This window comes from Metapseudomonas otitidis (assembly GCF_011397855.1).
Lineage (GTDB): Bacteria > Pseudomonadota > Gammaproteobacteria > Pseudomonadales > Pseudomonadaceae > Metapseudomonas > Metapseudomonas otitidis.
This window is the reverse complement of the sequence record NZ_AP022642.1, coordinates 1,563,744-1,576,754: the sequence shown is the minus strand read 5'-3', so window position 1 is coordinate 1,576,754 and position 13,011 is coordinate 1,563,744. Positions and strand designations below refer to the sequence as shown.

General features: G+C 68.9%; 14 protein-coding genes. 4 read left to right on the top strand and 10 right to left on the bottom strand.

Going from position 1 to position 13,011, the window contains the following annotated elements; genetic code table 11:
* The first annotated feature begins 1 nt into the window (after nucleotide 1).
* Nucleotides 2-703, top strand: coding sequence for an ABC transporter ATP-binding protein (locus PotMrB4_RS07400; protein ID WP_044413400.1), 702 nt, complete (start codon nucleotides 2-4; stop codon nucleotides 701-703).
* A gap of 467 nt (nucleotides 704-1,170) precedes the next feature.
* Here PotMrB4_RS07400 and PotMrB4_RS07395 read toward each other — a convergent pair whose 3' ends face one another.
* Nucleotides 1,171-2,091: a LysR family transcriptional regulator gene (locus tag PotMrB4_RS07395; protein ID WP_172432910.1), complete on the bottom strand. Its 921-nt coding sequence runs from the start codon at nucleotides 2,089-2,091 to the stop codon at nucleotides 1,171-1,173.
* Between the two features lie 113 nt (nucleotides 2,092-2,204).
* Between PotMrB4_RS07395 and PotMrB4_RS07390 the strand changes: the two genes are divergently transcribed.
* A complete protein-coding gene (locus PotMrB4_RS07390; RefSeq protein ID WP_172432909.1) occupies nucleotides 2,205-2,804 on the top strand; it encodes a short chain dehydrogenase in 600 nt (199 codons plus the stop codon).
* Between the two features lie 4 nt (nucleotides 2,805-2,808).
* Here the strand turns inward: PotMrB4_RS07390 and PotMrB4_RS07385 are convergent, their stop codons facing one another.
* Nucleotides 2,809-3,204 carry a DUF488 domain-containing protein gene (locus PotMrB4_RS07385; protein WP_172432908.1) on the bottom strand — a complete coding sequence of 132 codons (396 nt, stop codon included), beginning with the start codon at nucleotides 3,202-3,204 and terminating at the stop codon, nucleotides 2,809-2,811.
* Between the two features lie 67 nt (nucleotides 3,205-3,271).
* On the opposite strand from PotMrB4_RS07385, the gene PotMrB4_RS07380 reads away from it, so the two are divergent.
* Complete coding sequence (locus PotMrB4_RS07380; RefSeq protein ID WP_142011436.1) at nucleotides 3,272-3,940, top strand: COG3650 family protein; 669 nt, start codon at nucleotides 3,272-3,274, stop codon at nucleotides 3,938-3,940.
* Between the two features lie 107 nt (nucleotides 3,941-4,047).
* Nucleotides 4,048-5,067 carry a type I glyceraldehyde-3-phosphate dehydrogenase gene (gap, locus tag PotMrB4_RS07375; protein WP_172432907.1) on the top strand — a complete coding sequence of 340 codons (1,020 nt, stop codon included), beginning with the start codon at nucleotides 4,048-4,050 and terminating at the stop codon, nucleotides 5,065-5,067.
* Nucleotides 5,068-5,111: 44 nt separating this feature from the next.
* Here the strand turns inward: gap and PotMrB4_RS07370 are convergent, their stop codons facing one another.
* The 8 genes from PotMrB4_RS07370 to PotMrB4_RS07335 all read right to left on the bottom strand — a co-directional run bounded on the left by PotMrB4_RS07370 (nucleotide 5,112) and on the right by PotMrB4_RS07335 (nucleotide 12,924).
* The gene (locus tag PotMrB4_RS07370) at nucleotides 5,112-6,209 is read right to left on the bottom strand and encodes a PLP-dependent cysteine synthase family protein (RefSeq protein WP_142011442.1); all 1,098 of its coding nucleotides are present in this window, start codon (nucleotides 6,207-6,209) and stop codon (nucleotides 5,112-5,114) included.
* A gap of 9 nt (nucleotides 6,210-6,218) precedes the next feature.
* A complete protein-coding gene (locus PotMrB4_RS07365; protein WP_172432906.1) occupies nucleotides 6,219-7,124 on the bottom strand; it encodes a DMT family transporter in 906 nt (301 codons plus the stop codon).
* Between the two features lie 75 nt (nucleotides 7,125-7,199).
* Complete coding sequence (locus tag PotMrB4_RS07360; protein WP_082078339.1) at nucleotides 7,200-7,547, bottom strand: Na+/H+ antiporter subunit G; 348 nt, start codon at nucleotides 7,545-7,547, stop codon at nucleotides 7,200-7,202.
* Nucleotides 7,544-7,813 (bottom strand): K+/H+ antiporter subunit F, encoded by a 270-nt coding sequence (locus tag PotMrB4_RS07355; RefSeq protein ID WP_044413378.1) that lies wholly within the window; start codon nucleotides 7,811-7,813, stop codon nucleotides 7,544-7,546. The genes PotMrB4_RS07360 and PotMrB4_RS07355 overlap by 4 nt, the downstream gene beginning before the upstream one ends.
* Nucleotides 7,798-8,298: a Na+/H+ antiporter subunit E gene (locus PotMrB4_RS07350; protein WP_172432905.1), complete on the bottom strand. Its 501-nt coding sequence runs from the start codon at nucleotides 8,296-8,298 to the stop codon at nucleotides 7,798-7,800. Before PotMrB4_RS07350 ends, PotMrB4_RS07355 begins: the two co-directional genes overlap by 16 nt.
* Nucleotides 8,295-9,800, bottom strand: a complete 1,506-nt coding sequence (locus PotMrB4_RS07345) for a monovalent cation/H+ antiporter subunit D (RefSeq protein WP_172432904.1) — start codon at nucleotides 9,798-9,800, stop codon at nucleotides 8,295-8,297. The genes PotMrB4_RS07350 and PotMrB4_RS07345 overlap by 4 nt, the downstream gene beginning before the upstream one ends.
* Nucleotides 9,797-10,129, bottom strand: a complete 333-nt coding sequence (locus tag PotMrB4_RS07340; RefSeq protein WP_044413370.1) for a Na+/H+ antiporter subunit C — start codon at nucleotides 10,127-10,129, stop codon at nucleotides 9,797-9,799. Before PotMrB4_RS07340 ends, PotMrB4_RS07345 begins: the two co-directional genes overlap by 4 nt.
* Nucleotides 10,129-12,924, bottom strand: coding sequence for a monovalent cation/H+ antiporter subunit A (locus tag PotMrB4_RS07335; protein WP_172432903.1), 2,796 nt, complete (start codon nucleotides 12,922-12,924; stop codon nucleotides 10,129-10,131). Before PotMrB4_RS07335 ends, PotMrB4_RS07340 begins: the two co-directional genes overlap by 1 nt.
* Nucleotides 12,925-13,011: the final 87 nt, after the last annotated feature.

Below are 13,011 nucleotides of genomic sequence, written 5' to 3'. Positions count from 1 at the left end.
CATGCTGAGTTTCGACAAGGTTTCCACCTTCTACGGCAAGGTCCAGGCGCTGCACGACGTCAGCATGGAAGTCAGCCGTGGCGAGATCGTCACCCTGATCGGTGCCAACGGTGCCGGCAAGTCCACCCTGCTGATGACCCTCTGCGGCTCGCCGCGTGCGGCCAGCGGCAGCATCCGCTACCTCGGCGAGGAGCTGGTGGGCCAGGAGTCCAGCGACATCATGCGCAAGAGCATCGCGGTGGTGCCGGAAGGCCGCCGTGTGTTCGCCCGCCTGACCGTCGAGGAGAACCTGGCCATGGGCGGTTTCTTCACGCCCAAGGGTGACTACCAGGAGCAGCTGGACAAGATCCTGCACCTGTTCCCGCGCCTCAAGGAACGCTATGCCCAGCGCGCCGGCACCATGTCCGGCGGCGAACAGCAGATGCTCGCCATCGGCCGCGCGCTGATGAGCAAGCCCCAGCTGCTGCTGCTGGACGAGCCGTCCCTGGGCCTGGCGCCGATCATCATCCAGCAGATCTTCGACATCATCGAACAGCTGCGCCGTGATGGCGTGACCGTGTTCCTCGTCGAGCAGAACGCCAACCAGGCGCTCAAGCTGGCGGATCGCGGCTACGTGCTGGAGAACGGACGGATCGTCATGCAGGGCACCGGTGAAGCCCTGCTGACCGACCCCAAGGTGCGCGACGCGTACCTCGGCGGCTGATCCCGCAGCGACACGACAACGGCCCCGGAAGGGGCCGTTTTCGTTTGTGTCGCCAGAGCCCCGGAGCCTGGCTGGGCGCACGACGGTGGACCGACGAAGCGCGGTCCACCCTGCGGCGTTTAGCCGGCAATCGCCTGGAAACGATGGGCTTCGCACAGCTCAGCCCATCCTACGGGTGACGTCGGCTCGTAGGATGCGCTGAGGCACGAAGCGCATCACGGGGTTGTAGCGGGATGGCGCTCTTCCCATCCACCATCGATGCCTGGCTGGGCGCACAACGGTGGACCGATGAAACGCGGTCCACCCTGCAGCGTTTAGCCGGTAATCGCCTGGACACGATGGGCTTCGCACAGCTCAGCCCATCCTACGGGTGACGTCGGCTCGTAGGATGTGCTGGGGCACGAAGCGCATCACACCGGGGCAGCTCCCACCGAGCCTGCGCCCATGGCATTGCAGATGACTCCGCCCTACGCCCCGAGCTCCAGCCGGTCGAGGGCCTGGCGGCTGCGCTCGAACCAGTCCAGCAGGTAGTCCACCAGCACCTGGGTACGGCGGGGCAGGCCGCTCTGGTAGGGATGCACGAGGAACACCGGCGACTGCCGGGTACGGTACCCACGCAGCAGCCACACCAGGCGGCCATCCGCCAGTTCGTCGTGCAGCATGTAGGACGGCAGCCGGGCGATGCCGGCGCCGGCCAGGGCGGCCTTCTTCAGCAGGCTGTAGTGGTTGCTGGCGAGGTTGCCCGCCACCTGCACCCGCTCCAGCTGGTGCTGGCGGTGGTAGAGCCACTCCTCGTAGCCGGCGTAGTGGGTGTTCAGCAGGCACTGGTGGCCGGCCAGCTCCGCCGGGGCATGGGGTTCACCGTGGCGGGCCAGGTAGTCCGGGGCGGCGCAGGTGATCTCCTCCAGGGAGAACAGCGGCCGGGCCACCAGCCGCTCGTCCTGATGCGGGCCGCTGCGCACGCCCAGGTCGAAGCCCTCGGCAATCAGGTCGCGGTAGGCATTGCTCAGGTCCAGCTCCACCCGCACCGCCGGGTACTGGCGGGTGAAGTCCAGCAGCAGCGCATCGAAGAAGGTCTCCCCCAGGGAGACCGGCACGCTGATCCGCACCCGACCGGACACTTCCTCCTGCAGGCGCTTCACCGCCTGCCGTGCCACCTCCGCCTGGGCCACCAGGGCGCGGGCCTGGGGTAACAGCGCGGCGCCGGCCGCCGTCAGATCCAGGCGCCGGGTGGTGCGGTGCAACAGCGTCGTGCCCAGCCCCTCCTCCAGATGACGGATGCGCTTGGACAACTGCCCCTTGCTGCACCCCAGCCGTTCGGCCGCGCGGGTAAAGCTGCCCGCTTCCAGCAAGACGGCGAACGCCGCCAGGTCGTCGAGTTCGCTCACGCGCCCCTCACTGTTTCCAAATGAAAACCCAAGGTTTCCGATTACCCCGCTTATCGGAAACAAAAGCGACTCTACACTGGATTCCGTCATCCCTCAGCCACAGGAATCCCTTCATGAAGATCCTTCTCATCGGCGCCAGCGGCACCATCGGTCAAGCCATCGACAACGAGCTCAAGGAGCGCCACGAGATCGTCCGCGTCGGCCACAGCAGCGGCGACTTCCAGGTGGACATCCGCGATGCTGCCTCGATCCGCCGCCTGTTCGAACAGACCGGCCACTTCGACGCGCTGATCAGCGCCACCGGCAAGGTGCACTTCGGCGCCCTGGCGGAAATGGGCGAAGCGGAATTCGCCAAGGGCCTGGCGGACAAGCTGATGGGCCAGGTGAACCTGGTGCTGATCGGCCGTGAGTTCATCAACGACGGCGGCTCCTTCACCCTCACCTCCGGGGTGCTGAGCGACGACCCGATCCGCGCCGGCGCCTCGGCCAGCATGGTCAACGGCGCCATCGACAGCTTCGTGAAAAGCGCCGCCATCGAACTGCCCCGCGGCCTGCGCATCAACAGCGTCAGCCCCACGGTGATCGAAGAAGCCCTGCCGTCCTACGGCCCGTTCTTCCGCGGCTTCAAGGCCGTGCCGGCAGCCGTCGCAGCCCTGGCCTATGCCAAGAGCGCCGAAGGCGGCCAGACCGGCCAGGTGTACCGCGTCTGGTAAGCCGCTACACCTCGCCGGCGTAGCACACCGGGGAGCTGGACGGCCCTTCGCGGTCCAGCTCCTCCTCGAGGAACTCGGCCAGCACCCGGGCGTTGTTGGCCTGTTCGTCACGGGCGGCGTAGAGCAGGGTCAGCGTCCCTTCCCGCGCCATCTGCAGCAACCCCTGCCAGTGCTCCGGATGGGCCACCAGCTCGCCCCGGTAGCGCAGGCGGAATTCATCGAAGCGCTCGGGGTCGTGGCAGAAGTCGCGGCGCAACGCATCCGAAGGCGCCACCGCCTTCTGCCAGAGCGCCAGCCCCAGTGCTTCCTTGCGGCATCCGCGCGGCCACAGCCGGTCCACCAGCACCCGCTGGCCATCGCCTTCATCCCAGGGTTCATAAACCCGCTTGCACTGGATCATCCGTCCTCCTCGCCCTTGAGCTCGCCGAGGCGCCCCGGTAACGTGGCCGCTTCCCAAGGAGGCCCCCATGCGCATCGTTCGTCCCCTGCTGTTCAGTCTGATCCCCCTGTTCGCCGGCTGCCAGGTGTTCACCGGCCCGGAGAAGGCGCCGCAACTCCCGCAGCAGCGGATGCAGGGCGAACTGGAGGCCAGCGATGGACGCCTGGTGTTCCGCCCCTGCCAGGAGCAGCGCCGCTTCGTGATTACCGACGTGGGCGCCACCGGCATCCTGCAGGAAGCCGCCACCCTCCTGGACGACGGGCCGGGCCCGCTGTTCGCCGACCTCGGCGGCCAGCTGGGTGCGAGCAAGGCCGGTGCCGATGGCCAGCTGGACGTGCGCCGCCTGTACCGCCTGCAGCGCGAGGGCCATGGCTGCGACGACCCGAACTTCCGCCGCCTGCTGCTGCGTGCCAGCGGCAACGAGCCGTCCTGGAACGTCAACGTCAGCAACGCCGGCCTGGTGCTGGAACAGCCGGAGCAGCCGCCGCTGGCCATTCCCTACATGGAAGAACAACTGCCCGACGGCCGCTTCAACCTCACCAGCGAAGCCAACGGCCGCCGGGTGGAGCTGTGGATCGCCCCGAAACGCTGCGTCGACAGCATGAGCGGCGCCGTCGAGCACCTCTCCGCCGAACTGCGCCTGGACGGCAAGACCCTGCGCGGCTGTGCCGCTTTCGGCGGCGCCCGCAACGACTGAACCGTTGTTTCCCTCCCCCGCCTCGGCCCGTTCCCCGGGCCGGAGCGGCCCCCGTTCGCCGATGACCTCCTAAGCTTGCAGGCAGGACACGCAAGAAGGAGAACGTCATGCTGCGCATCGCATTGAACGGGTATGGACGCATCGGCCGGGCCATTGTCCGCGCCGTGTTCGAACGGGGCCTCGACCAGCAGGTGCGGATCGAAGCCATCAACGACCTCGGCGATTTCGCCACCCTCGCCCACCTCACCCGCTTCGACTCCACCTTCGGCCGCTTCGCCGGCCCCCTCGAACTGCGCCAGGACCACCTGCACGTCGGCACCCAGGCGATCCGCCTGCTGGCCGAGCCGGAACCCGGCAACCTGCCCTGGGCGGACCTGGGGGTGGACCTGGTGCTGGAATGCTCGGGGCGGATGAAGAAGCGCGAACAGGTGGAACGGCACCTGGCCGCCGGGGCCTCCCACGTGCTGCTCTCCCACCCGCTGGACAGCGCCGACCTGACGGTGGTGTACGGGGTCAACCACGACCAGCTGGGCGACCAACGCATCGTCTCCAACGCCTCCTGCACCACCAACTGCCTGGCGCCCCTGGCCAAGGTGCTGCATGCCGCCGTGGGCATCCGCAGCGGCCTGGTGACCACGGTGCACGCCTACACCAACGACCAGAACCTGCTGGACAAGACCCACGACGACCTCTACCGCGCGCGGGCCGCCGCCCTCTCGATGATTCCCACCAGCACCGGCGCGGCACGGGCCATCGGCCTGGTGCTACCGGAGCTGGCCGGGCGCCTCGACGGCCTGGCGGTCAGGGTGCCGACCCCCAACGTCTCGCTGGTGGACCTGAGCTTCATCGCCGAGCGCCCCACCACCCGCGAGGCGGTCAACGCCGCGCTGCGCGAAGGCGCCTTCCGCATGCCGGAGGGGGTGATGAGCTGCAACGAGCTGCCGCTGGTGTCGGTGGACTTCAACGGCTACCCGGTGTCCTGCGTCGCCGACCTGACCCAGACGCGGGTGCAGGACGAGCTGGTGAAGGTGCTCGCCTGGTATGACAACGAGTGGGCCTTCGCCCACCGCATGCTGGATGTGGCCCTCGCCTGGCGAGGGGGCGAGGCCCGGCACGCCGTTGAATGACGCACACGGCGCCACGGCAGCGCCGTATGCGTTTCAACAGCCTGTCAGAGCCCGGCCACCGCCAGCGAATCCGGCAGGGGCGCGCCCTGCTCGGCGCAGGCGGCGATCTGCGCGACCAGGGGTTCGAGGTCGAACCCCTGGCTCGCCAGCCAGGCCGGATCGTAGTAGGTGGTCGCGTAGCGCTCGCCGCCGTCGCAGAGGATCGCCACCACCGAGCCCTGCTCGCCCTTGGCCGCCATGTCTGCGGCCACCCGCAAGGCCCCCACCAGGTTGGTCCCGCTGGAGCCACCGACCCGCCGTCCCAGACGCTGCGCCAGGTAGTGCATGGCCGCCAGGGACAGCGCATCCGGCACCTTGGCCATCGCATCGATCACCTGGGGCAGGAAAGACGCCTCGACCCGAGGCCGGCCAATGCCCTCAATGCGCGACCCGCAGCCCAGGGTCAGGTTGCGGTCGCCACTCACGTAGGCATCGAAGAACACCGAACGCTCGGCGTCGGCACACAGCACCCGGGTCGGGTGCTGGCGGTAGCGCACGTAGCGCCCGAGGGTGGCCAGGGTGCCGCCCGTGCCGGGGCTGGACACCAGCCAGCTCGGCTCCGGGTGCGGCTCGTGGCGCATCTGCTGGAAGATCGACTCGGCGATGTTGTTGTTCGCCCGCCAGTCGGTGGCGCGCTCGGCGTAGGTGAACTGGTCCATGAAGTGGCCGCCGCTCTCCCGCGCCAGTCGTTCGGACTCGGCATAGATCTGCGTCGGGTCGCTCACCAGGTGGCTGCGGCCGCCATAGAAGGCGATCTGGGCGATCTTCTCCGGGGAAGTGCTGGCCGGCATCACGGCGATGAACGGCAGCCCCAGCAGGCGCGCGAAGTAGGCCTCGGACACCGCCGTAGAGCCGCTGGAGGCCTCGATCACCGGCGCCCCCGGTTTCAGCCAGCCGTTGCACAGCGCATAGAGGAACAGCGAACGGGCCAGGCGGTGCTTGAGGCTGCCGGTGGGGTGGCTGGACTCGTCCTTGAAATACAGGTCGACACCCGGGAAGCCCGGCAGCGCGAGGGGGATCAGGTGGGTATCGGCGCTGCGCTGGAAGTCGGCCTCGATGAGGCGGATGGCGTCGCGGGTCCAACGGCGGAAATCAGCGGGCATGGTGTGTACTCAATCGAGGATGCCGGCCGGGGCCGGCGGGGCGCTGCGCCACTGGCTGAGGGCCACCCCGGCGAATACCAGGGCAGCGGCGCAGAACTGGGCAGGGCTGAGGCGTTCGTCCAGCAGCAGCATGGCGAAGATCAGGGTGAACACCGGGATCAGGTTGATGAAGCCGGTGGCCTGGCTGGCCGGCAGGCGCCCCACGCCGAAATTGTAGAGGCCATAGGCGCCGACGGTGACCACGATGCCGAGGTAGACCATCGACCCCAGCGCCAGCGGGCTGATGACGGCGGGCAAGGGCTCGCCCAGCAGCGCCACCGGCAGGAAGAACCCGGCCCCGATGAACGCCTGCAAGGCCGTCAGGTGGAAGGCCGAGTAGCGCGACGACAGGTGCTTGAGCAGCAGCGTGTAGCCGGTGGCGCAGAGCATCGCGAGGAATTCGTAGAAGTTGCCCAGCAGGGGCGCGCGGGCATGGGCGTCCGACTCGCTGGCCAGGCTCAGCCACACCGCGCCGAGCACCGCCAGCAGGAAGCCGGCCAGGGTGGTGCGGGTGATGCGCTCCTGGAGGAACAGGTAGGCCCCCACCGCCACCAGCAGCGGCAACAGCGCCGTGATCATCCCCGCCTGGGAGGCGCTGGTGTGCTCCAGCGCCAGGGCTTCGAAGATGAAATAGAGGCAGGGCTCGCAGGCGCCCAGGGCCAGGAAGTACTTCCAGTCGCCGCGCCGGGGTTCAGCCCTCCCCCGCCAGCGCCAGGCCAGCAGGAACACCAGGCTGCCGAGGGCCATGCGGGCGAAGATCACCCACATCGACGGCACCTCGCGGAAAGCGAACTTGAGGGCGATGAACGAGCTGCCCCACAGCGCCATGGCCAGCACCAGGCAGACCACTGCCACCCACCGAGCCTGCTGCGCCATGCCCCATCTCCGGAAAAATCGACAGTCTAGGGGGCGGCAGGCGCCCCCGACAGGCACAGCCGCCCGGTAAAACTGTTACTGCTGCCAGGGCTTGCCGCGGGTCCGCGAAGTGAGCGGCAGCTGCTGCAGCACAGCGGCCTTGGCCAGCATGTAGGCACTGACCGGGGCACTGATGAAGAGGAACAGGCTGATCAGCAGCTCGTGGAAGCTGAGCGTGCCGGACACCCAGGAGAAGTACACCAGCGACCCCATCACCAGGCTGCCCACACCCAGGGTGGTGGCCTTGGTCGGCCCGTGCAGGCGCATGAAGAAGTCCGGCAGGCGATAGAGGCCGATGGCACCGATCAGCACGAACAGCGCCCCCAGCAGCAGCAGCAGGGAAACCAGGATCTCGGCCCACAGGGGCAGGTCGGCGATGTTCATTCGATGATGTCTCCGCGCAGCATGTACTTGGCCACCGCCACCGTGCCGACGAACCCCAGCACGGCGATCAGCAGCGCCACCTCGAAATACAGGTTGGTGCCCTGCCAGATGCCCAGCAGGATCAGCATGGCGATGGCGTTGACGTAGAGGGTATCCAGCGCCAGCACCCGGTCGGGCAGGCAGGGCCCGCGCACCAGGCGGGCCAGGGTCAGCAGCATGGCCACCACCAGCAGCCCCAGGCAGACGGGAATCACGTACGCGAGCATGGGAACACCTCCTTGAGGGGCGCTTCGTAGCGCTGCTTGATCTCCGCCACCAGCGCGTCGGCATCGGGCACGTCCAGGGCGTGGACCAGCAGGATGCGGCGGTCGCCGCTGAGGTCGGCGGACACCGAGCCCGGGGTCAGGGACACCACGCACACCAGCAGGCTGGTGGCCATTTCGTTGTCCAGGTCGATCGGCACCTCGACGAACCCCGGCTGCAGGCGCCGGATCGGGCCGAGGGTCTGGCGGGCCACCAGGAAGTTGGCCACCAGGATGTCCCACAGCACCAGCAGGATGAACCGGGCCAGGCGGGCCGGGCGCCAGGCGCGCGGGTGCTCCAGCATCAGCGGGTTGCACAGCAGCGGGATGAGCACGGCCAGTGCGCCGCCCAGCAGCCACTGGCCGAAGGACAGGGAATCCACCAGCAGCAGCCAGGTGACCAGCAGCAGCAGGCTGGTGGCCGGATGGGGCAAGAGACGACGGATCATGCGCCCGCTCCTGGCAGGACGGCCTGCCGGTAGAGATCGACATCGTGCAGCTGGGTGGCCGTGGCCTCCAGGTAGCTCATCAGCGGGCCCGCCAGCACCACCAGCAGCACCGCCAGGCCCAGCAGGGCAAGGGTGACGGCCAGGCGCACGCCGTCGAGCCCCTCGCCACCGGGCGCATCAGCCCCGGTGGTGCGCCAGAACAGCGTGCTGCCAGCCCGGCTCAGGGCCACCAGGCACAGCAGGCTGCCGCCCAGCAGCACGCCCCACAGCAAGGCCGTCGGCAGGCCCGGCGTCGCGGCCTTGAGCAGCAGCAGCTTGCCGATGAAGCCGGACAACGGCGGCAGGCCGGCCACCGAGATGGCCGCGAAGAAGAAGGCGCCGCCCAGCAGGGCCGGGTGCTCCAGCAGCGGCCCCTGCACCAGCGCGCCCCGGCGTTCGCCACGCTCGCGGCTGATGAGGTCGGCCAGCAGGAACAGCCCGGCCGCCGCCCAGGTGCTGTGCACCAGGTAGTAAAGCGCCGCGCCCAGGGAGGCCGGCGTGCCCAGGGCCACGGCCACCAGCAGGGTGCCGGCGGAGAGCAGCACCAGGTAGGCCACCAGCGCCTGCAGGCTGGCGGCAGCCAGGGCACCGAGTGCGGCCACGGCCATGGTCAGCAGCGCCAGCGGCCACAGCCAGTCGTTGCCCAGGTGGGCCAGCTCACCCGCCCCGGCACCGAACACCAGCAGGTAGACCCGCACGATGGAGTAGACGCCCACCTTGGTCATGATCGCGAACAGCGCCGCCACCGGCGCACTGGCCACGGCATAGGCACGCGGCAGCCAGAAGTGCAGCGGCAGCAACGCCGCCTTGAGTGCGAACACCACCAGCAGGAGCAGCCCGGCAGCCGCCAGCAACGGCGCATCGGCGGGTGCCACGGCGGCCACCTTCACCGACAGGTCGGCCATGTTGAGGGTGCCGGTGATGCCGTAGAACACGCCCAGGGCGATCAGGAAGAACGCCGAGCCCACCAGGTTCAGCACCACGTAGTGCAAACCGGCGCGGGTCCGTTCGGCACCGCCACCATGGAACAGCAGCGCATAGGAGGCGATCAGCATCACCTCGAAGAACACGAAGAGGTTGAACAGGTCGCCGGTGGTGAAGGCGCCGTTCAGGCCCAGCAGCTGGAACTGCAGCAGCGCGTGGAAGCGCATGCCCCGGCGGTCATCACCCCGGGCCGCATAGATCGCCACGGCGGTGCCGAGCACGGCGGTGACCAGCAGCATCAGCGCGCTGAGGCGGTCCAGCATCAGCACGATGCCGAACGGTGCCTGCCAGCCGCCCAGTGCGTACACCTGCAGGTCGCCTTCCGCCGCCTGCCGCATCAGCAACAGGGCCACGGGAATCAGCGCCAGGCAGGCAAGGATCGACAGGGTGCGCTTGATGCGCTCCAGCGAGGGCAGCATCAGCAGCGCCGCCCCGGCGAACAGGGGCAGGAGGATCGGCAGGATGAGCAGGTGGTTCATCGGCCCTCCCCGTCACGGCGGCCATCGACATGGTCGTTGCCCAGCTCGCCGACGCCCCGCAGGGCCAGGGCCACCACGAAGGCGGTCATGGCGAAGCCGATGACGATGGCGGTGAGCACAAGCGCCTGGGGCAGCGGGTCGGCCGGGGTGCCGCCCTGGCCGAGCACGGCGGCGTCGCCTGCCAGGCGCCCCATGGCGAAGAGGAACAGGTTGACCGCGTAGGACAACAGCGTCAGCCCGAGCACGACCGGGAAGGTGCGCGCCCGGAGCAGCAGGTACAGGCCGCTGGCGGTGAGCAGCCCGAGGGTGACGGCGAACAGGGCTTCCATCAGTGGACCTCCTCGGTCATGGGCGGGTGCAGGCTCAGCTTGCCGAGCCCGGAGAGGATCAGCATCACGGCGCCGACCACGGCGAGGTAGACGCCCAGGTCGAAGGCCAGTGCCGTGGCCAGTTCGAACTCACCCACCAGCGGCAGGTGGAAGTGGTCGAAGGCCGAGGTCAGGAACGGGGCGCCGAAGGCCCAGCTGCCCAGCCCGGTAAGGCCGGCCAGCAGCACGCCGCAGCCGGCCATGCGCTGGTAGCGCAGCGGCAGCCGCGATTCGACGTAGGCCGAACCACTGGCGATGTACTGCAACACCAGGGCCACGGCGGTGATCAGGCCGGCGATGAAGCCGCCGCCCGGCAGGTTGTGCCCGCGCAGGAAGATGAAGGCCGACACCATCAGCGCCAGGGGCAGCAGCAGCCGCGACAGGGTTTCGAGGATCAGCGGGTGCTTGGCCCGTGCCCAGTTGCGGCCCTGGGGATCGCAGGTGGGGTTGCGCAGCAACAGCCCGGACAGCAGCGCATGCACGCCCACCGCGGCGATCGCCAGCACGGTGATCTCGCCCAGGGTGTCGAACCCGCGGAAGTCCACGAGGATGACGTTGACCACGTTGTGCCCGCCGCCGCCGGGGATGGCGTTGGCAATGAAGTAGTCGGCGATGGTGGTGTACGGGCGGGTCATCACCGCGTAGGTCAGCAGGCCCACCAGGGTGCCGCCGGCGCCGGCCAGGCCGAGGTCGCGGAGGATGCGCAGGCTGGAGCTTTCCGCCGGGGTACGCGAGGGCAGGTAGTACATGGCGAGGATCAGCAGCACCAGGGTCACCACCTCCACCGTCAGCTGGGTCAGTGCCAGGTCGGGCGCGGAGAAGCGGGCGAAGGCCAGGGCCACCAGCAGGCCGCCGACGCCCAGCACCAGCAGCGCCACCATGCGCTGGCGGTGCAGCAACGCCGTCAGCACACCGCTGGCGGCCAGCACCAGCATTCCCACCGCCGTCACGCCATCCAGCCCGGTGAGCGGCCGCGAGCCCGTCAGCGAGGTCAGCGGCGCCAGGGCCACGACCACCACGACGATGGCCGCCAGCAGCAGCACCGCCATGTAGCGCTGCAGGGAGCCGTTCTCCAGCGCGGCGATGAAGTGCGCAGCCACGCCGATCAGCCGCTGGACGGCTGCCTCGAAGATTTCCTTCGCGTCCGCGTCCGGCAGCCCTTCGTACCAGAGGAACAGCGGCTTGCGGCCGATGTAGATCAGCACGCCGCCGACCAGTGCCAGGGTGCTCATTAGCAGCGGCAGGTTGAGCCCGTGCCAGATCGCCAGGCTGTACTCCGGCAGCGTGCCGCCCATGCTCACCGAGGACGCGGCCGCCAGCAGGGGCGCGACGCTGAAGTTCGGCGCCATGCCCACCAGCAGGCACAGGGCGACGAGCACCTCCACCGGCACCTTCATGTAGCGCGGCGGCTCATGGGGCGGGAACTTGGGCAACTGGCGCGGCTCGCCGTTGAAGAACACGTCATGGACGAAGCGCAGCGAGTAGGCCACCGAGAACACGCCCGCCAGGGTCGCCCCGGCCGGGATCAGCCAGCTGAAGCTGCCCAGCAGGTCCTGCCCCAGGGTCTCGCTGAAGAACATCTCCTTGCTGAGGAAGCCGTTGAGCAACGGCACCCCGGCCATGGCCAGGGAGGCGACCATCGCCAGCACGGCGGTGTGCGGCAGGTAGCGCCACATGCCGTTGATCTGCCGCATGTCGCGGCTGCCGGTCTCGTGGTCGATGATGCCGGCCGCCATGAACAGCGATGCCTTGAAGGTGGCGTGGTTGATGATGTGGAACACCGCCGCGACGTTGGACAGCGGGGTATCCAGGCCGAACAGCAGGGTGATCAGGCCCAGGTGGCTGATGGTGGAATAGGCCAGCAGGCCCTTGAGGTCATGCTGGAACAGCGCCATACCGGCGCCCAGCAGCAGGGTCGCCAGGCCGCTCAGGCCCACCAGGTAGAACCACAGGTCGGTGCCGGCCAGGGCCGGGTAGAGCCGCGCCAGGAGGAACACACCGGCCTTCACCATGGTCGCCGAGTGCAGGTAGGCGGACACCGGGGTCGGCGCGGCCATGGCGTGGGGCAGCCAGAAGTGGAAGGGGAACTGCGCCGACTTGGTCAGCGCCCCCAGCAGCACCAGGCACAGCATCACCGGGTAGAGGCTGTGCTGGCGGATCAGCTCGCCCTGGGCCAGCACCTCGGTCAGCTCGAAGCTGCCGGCGATCTGCCCGAGCAGGAGGATGCCCGCCAGCAACGCCAGGCCGCCGCCACCGGTGACCGCCAGCGCCATGCGTGCGCCCTTGCGGGCGTCGGAGCGATGCCCCCAGAAACCGATCAGCAGGAACGACGACAGGCTGGTGGCCTCCCAGAACACCAGCATCAGCAACAGGTTCTCGGACAGCACCACGCCGAGCATGGCACCCATGAACAGCAGCAGGTAGGCGAAGAAGCGGCCACAGGGCTCGCGCTCGGAGAGGTAGTAGCGGGCGTAGAGGATCACCAGCAGGCCGATGCCGAGGATCATCAGTGCGAAGAGGAAGCCCAGCCCATCCAGGCGCAGGCTGAAGTTCAGCCCCAGCTGCGGCAACCAGGGGATGGACAGTTTCAGGACCTCCCCACCCAGCACGGTGCCGGCCTGGGCGAGCAGCAGGCCAAGGCCGATGGCCGGCGCCACGGCGGCTGCCAGCGCGGCACGGGTGCGGCAATGGCGGCCGAACAGCAGCGGCAACAGGGTTCCCAGGAACGGCAGGGCGACGATCAGCGCCAGTAGCATCGAAATCCTCCTCTTTCGGCCTGCCAGCGCTGAGCACGGCAATGGCGATGCGGTGATCGATTATCCAGAACTATCGATCACCGCGCA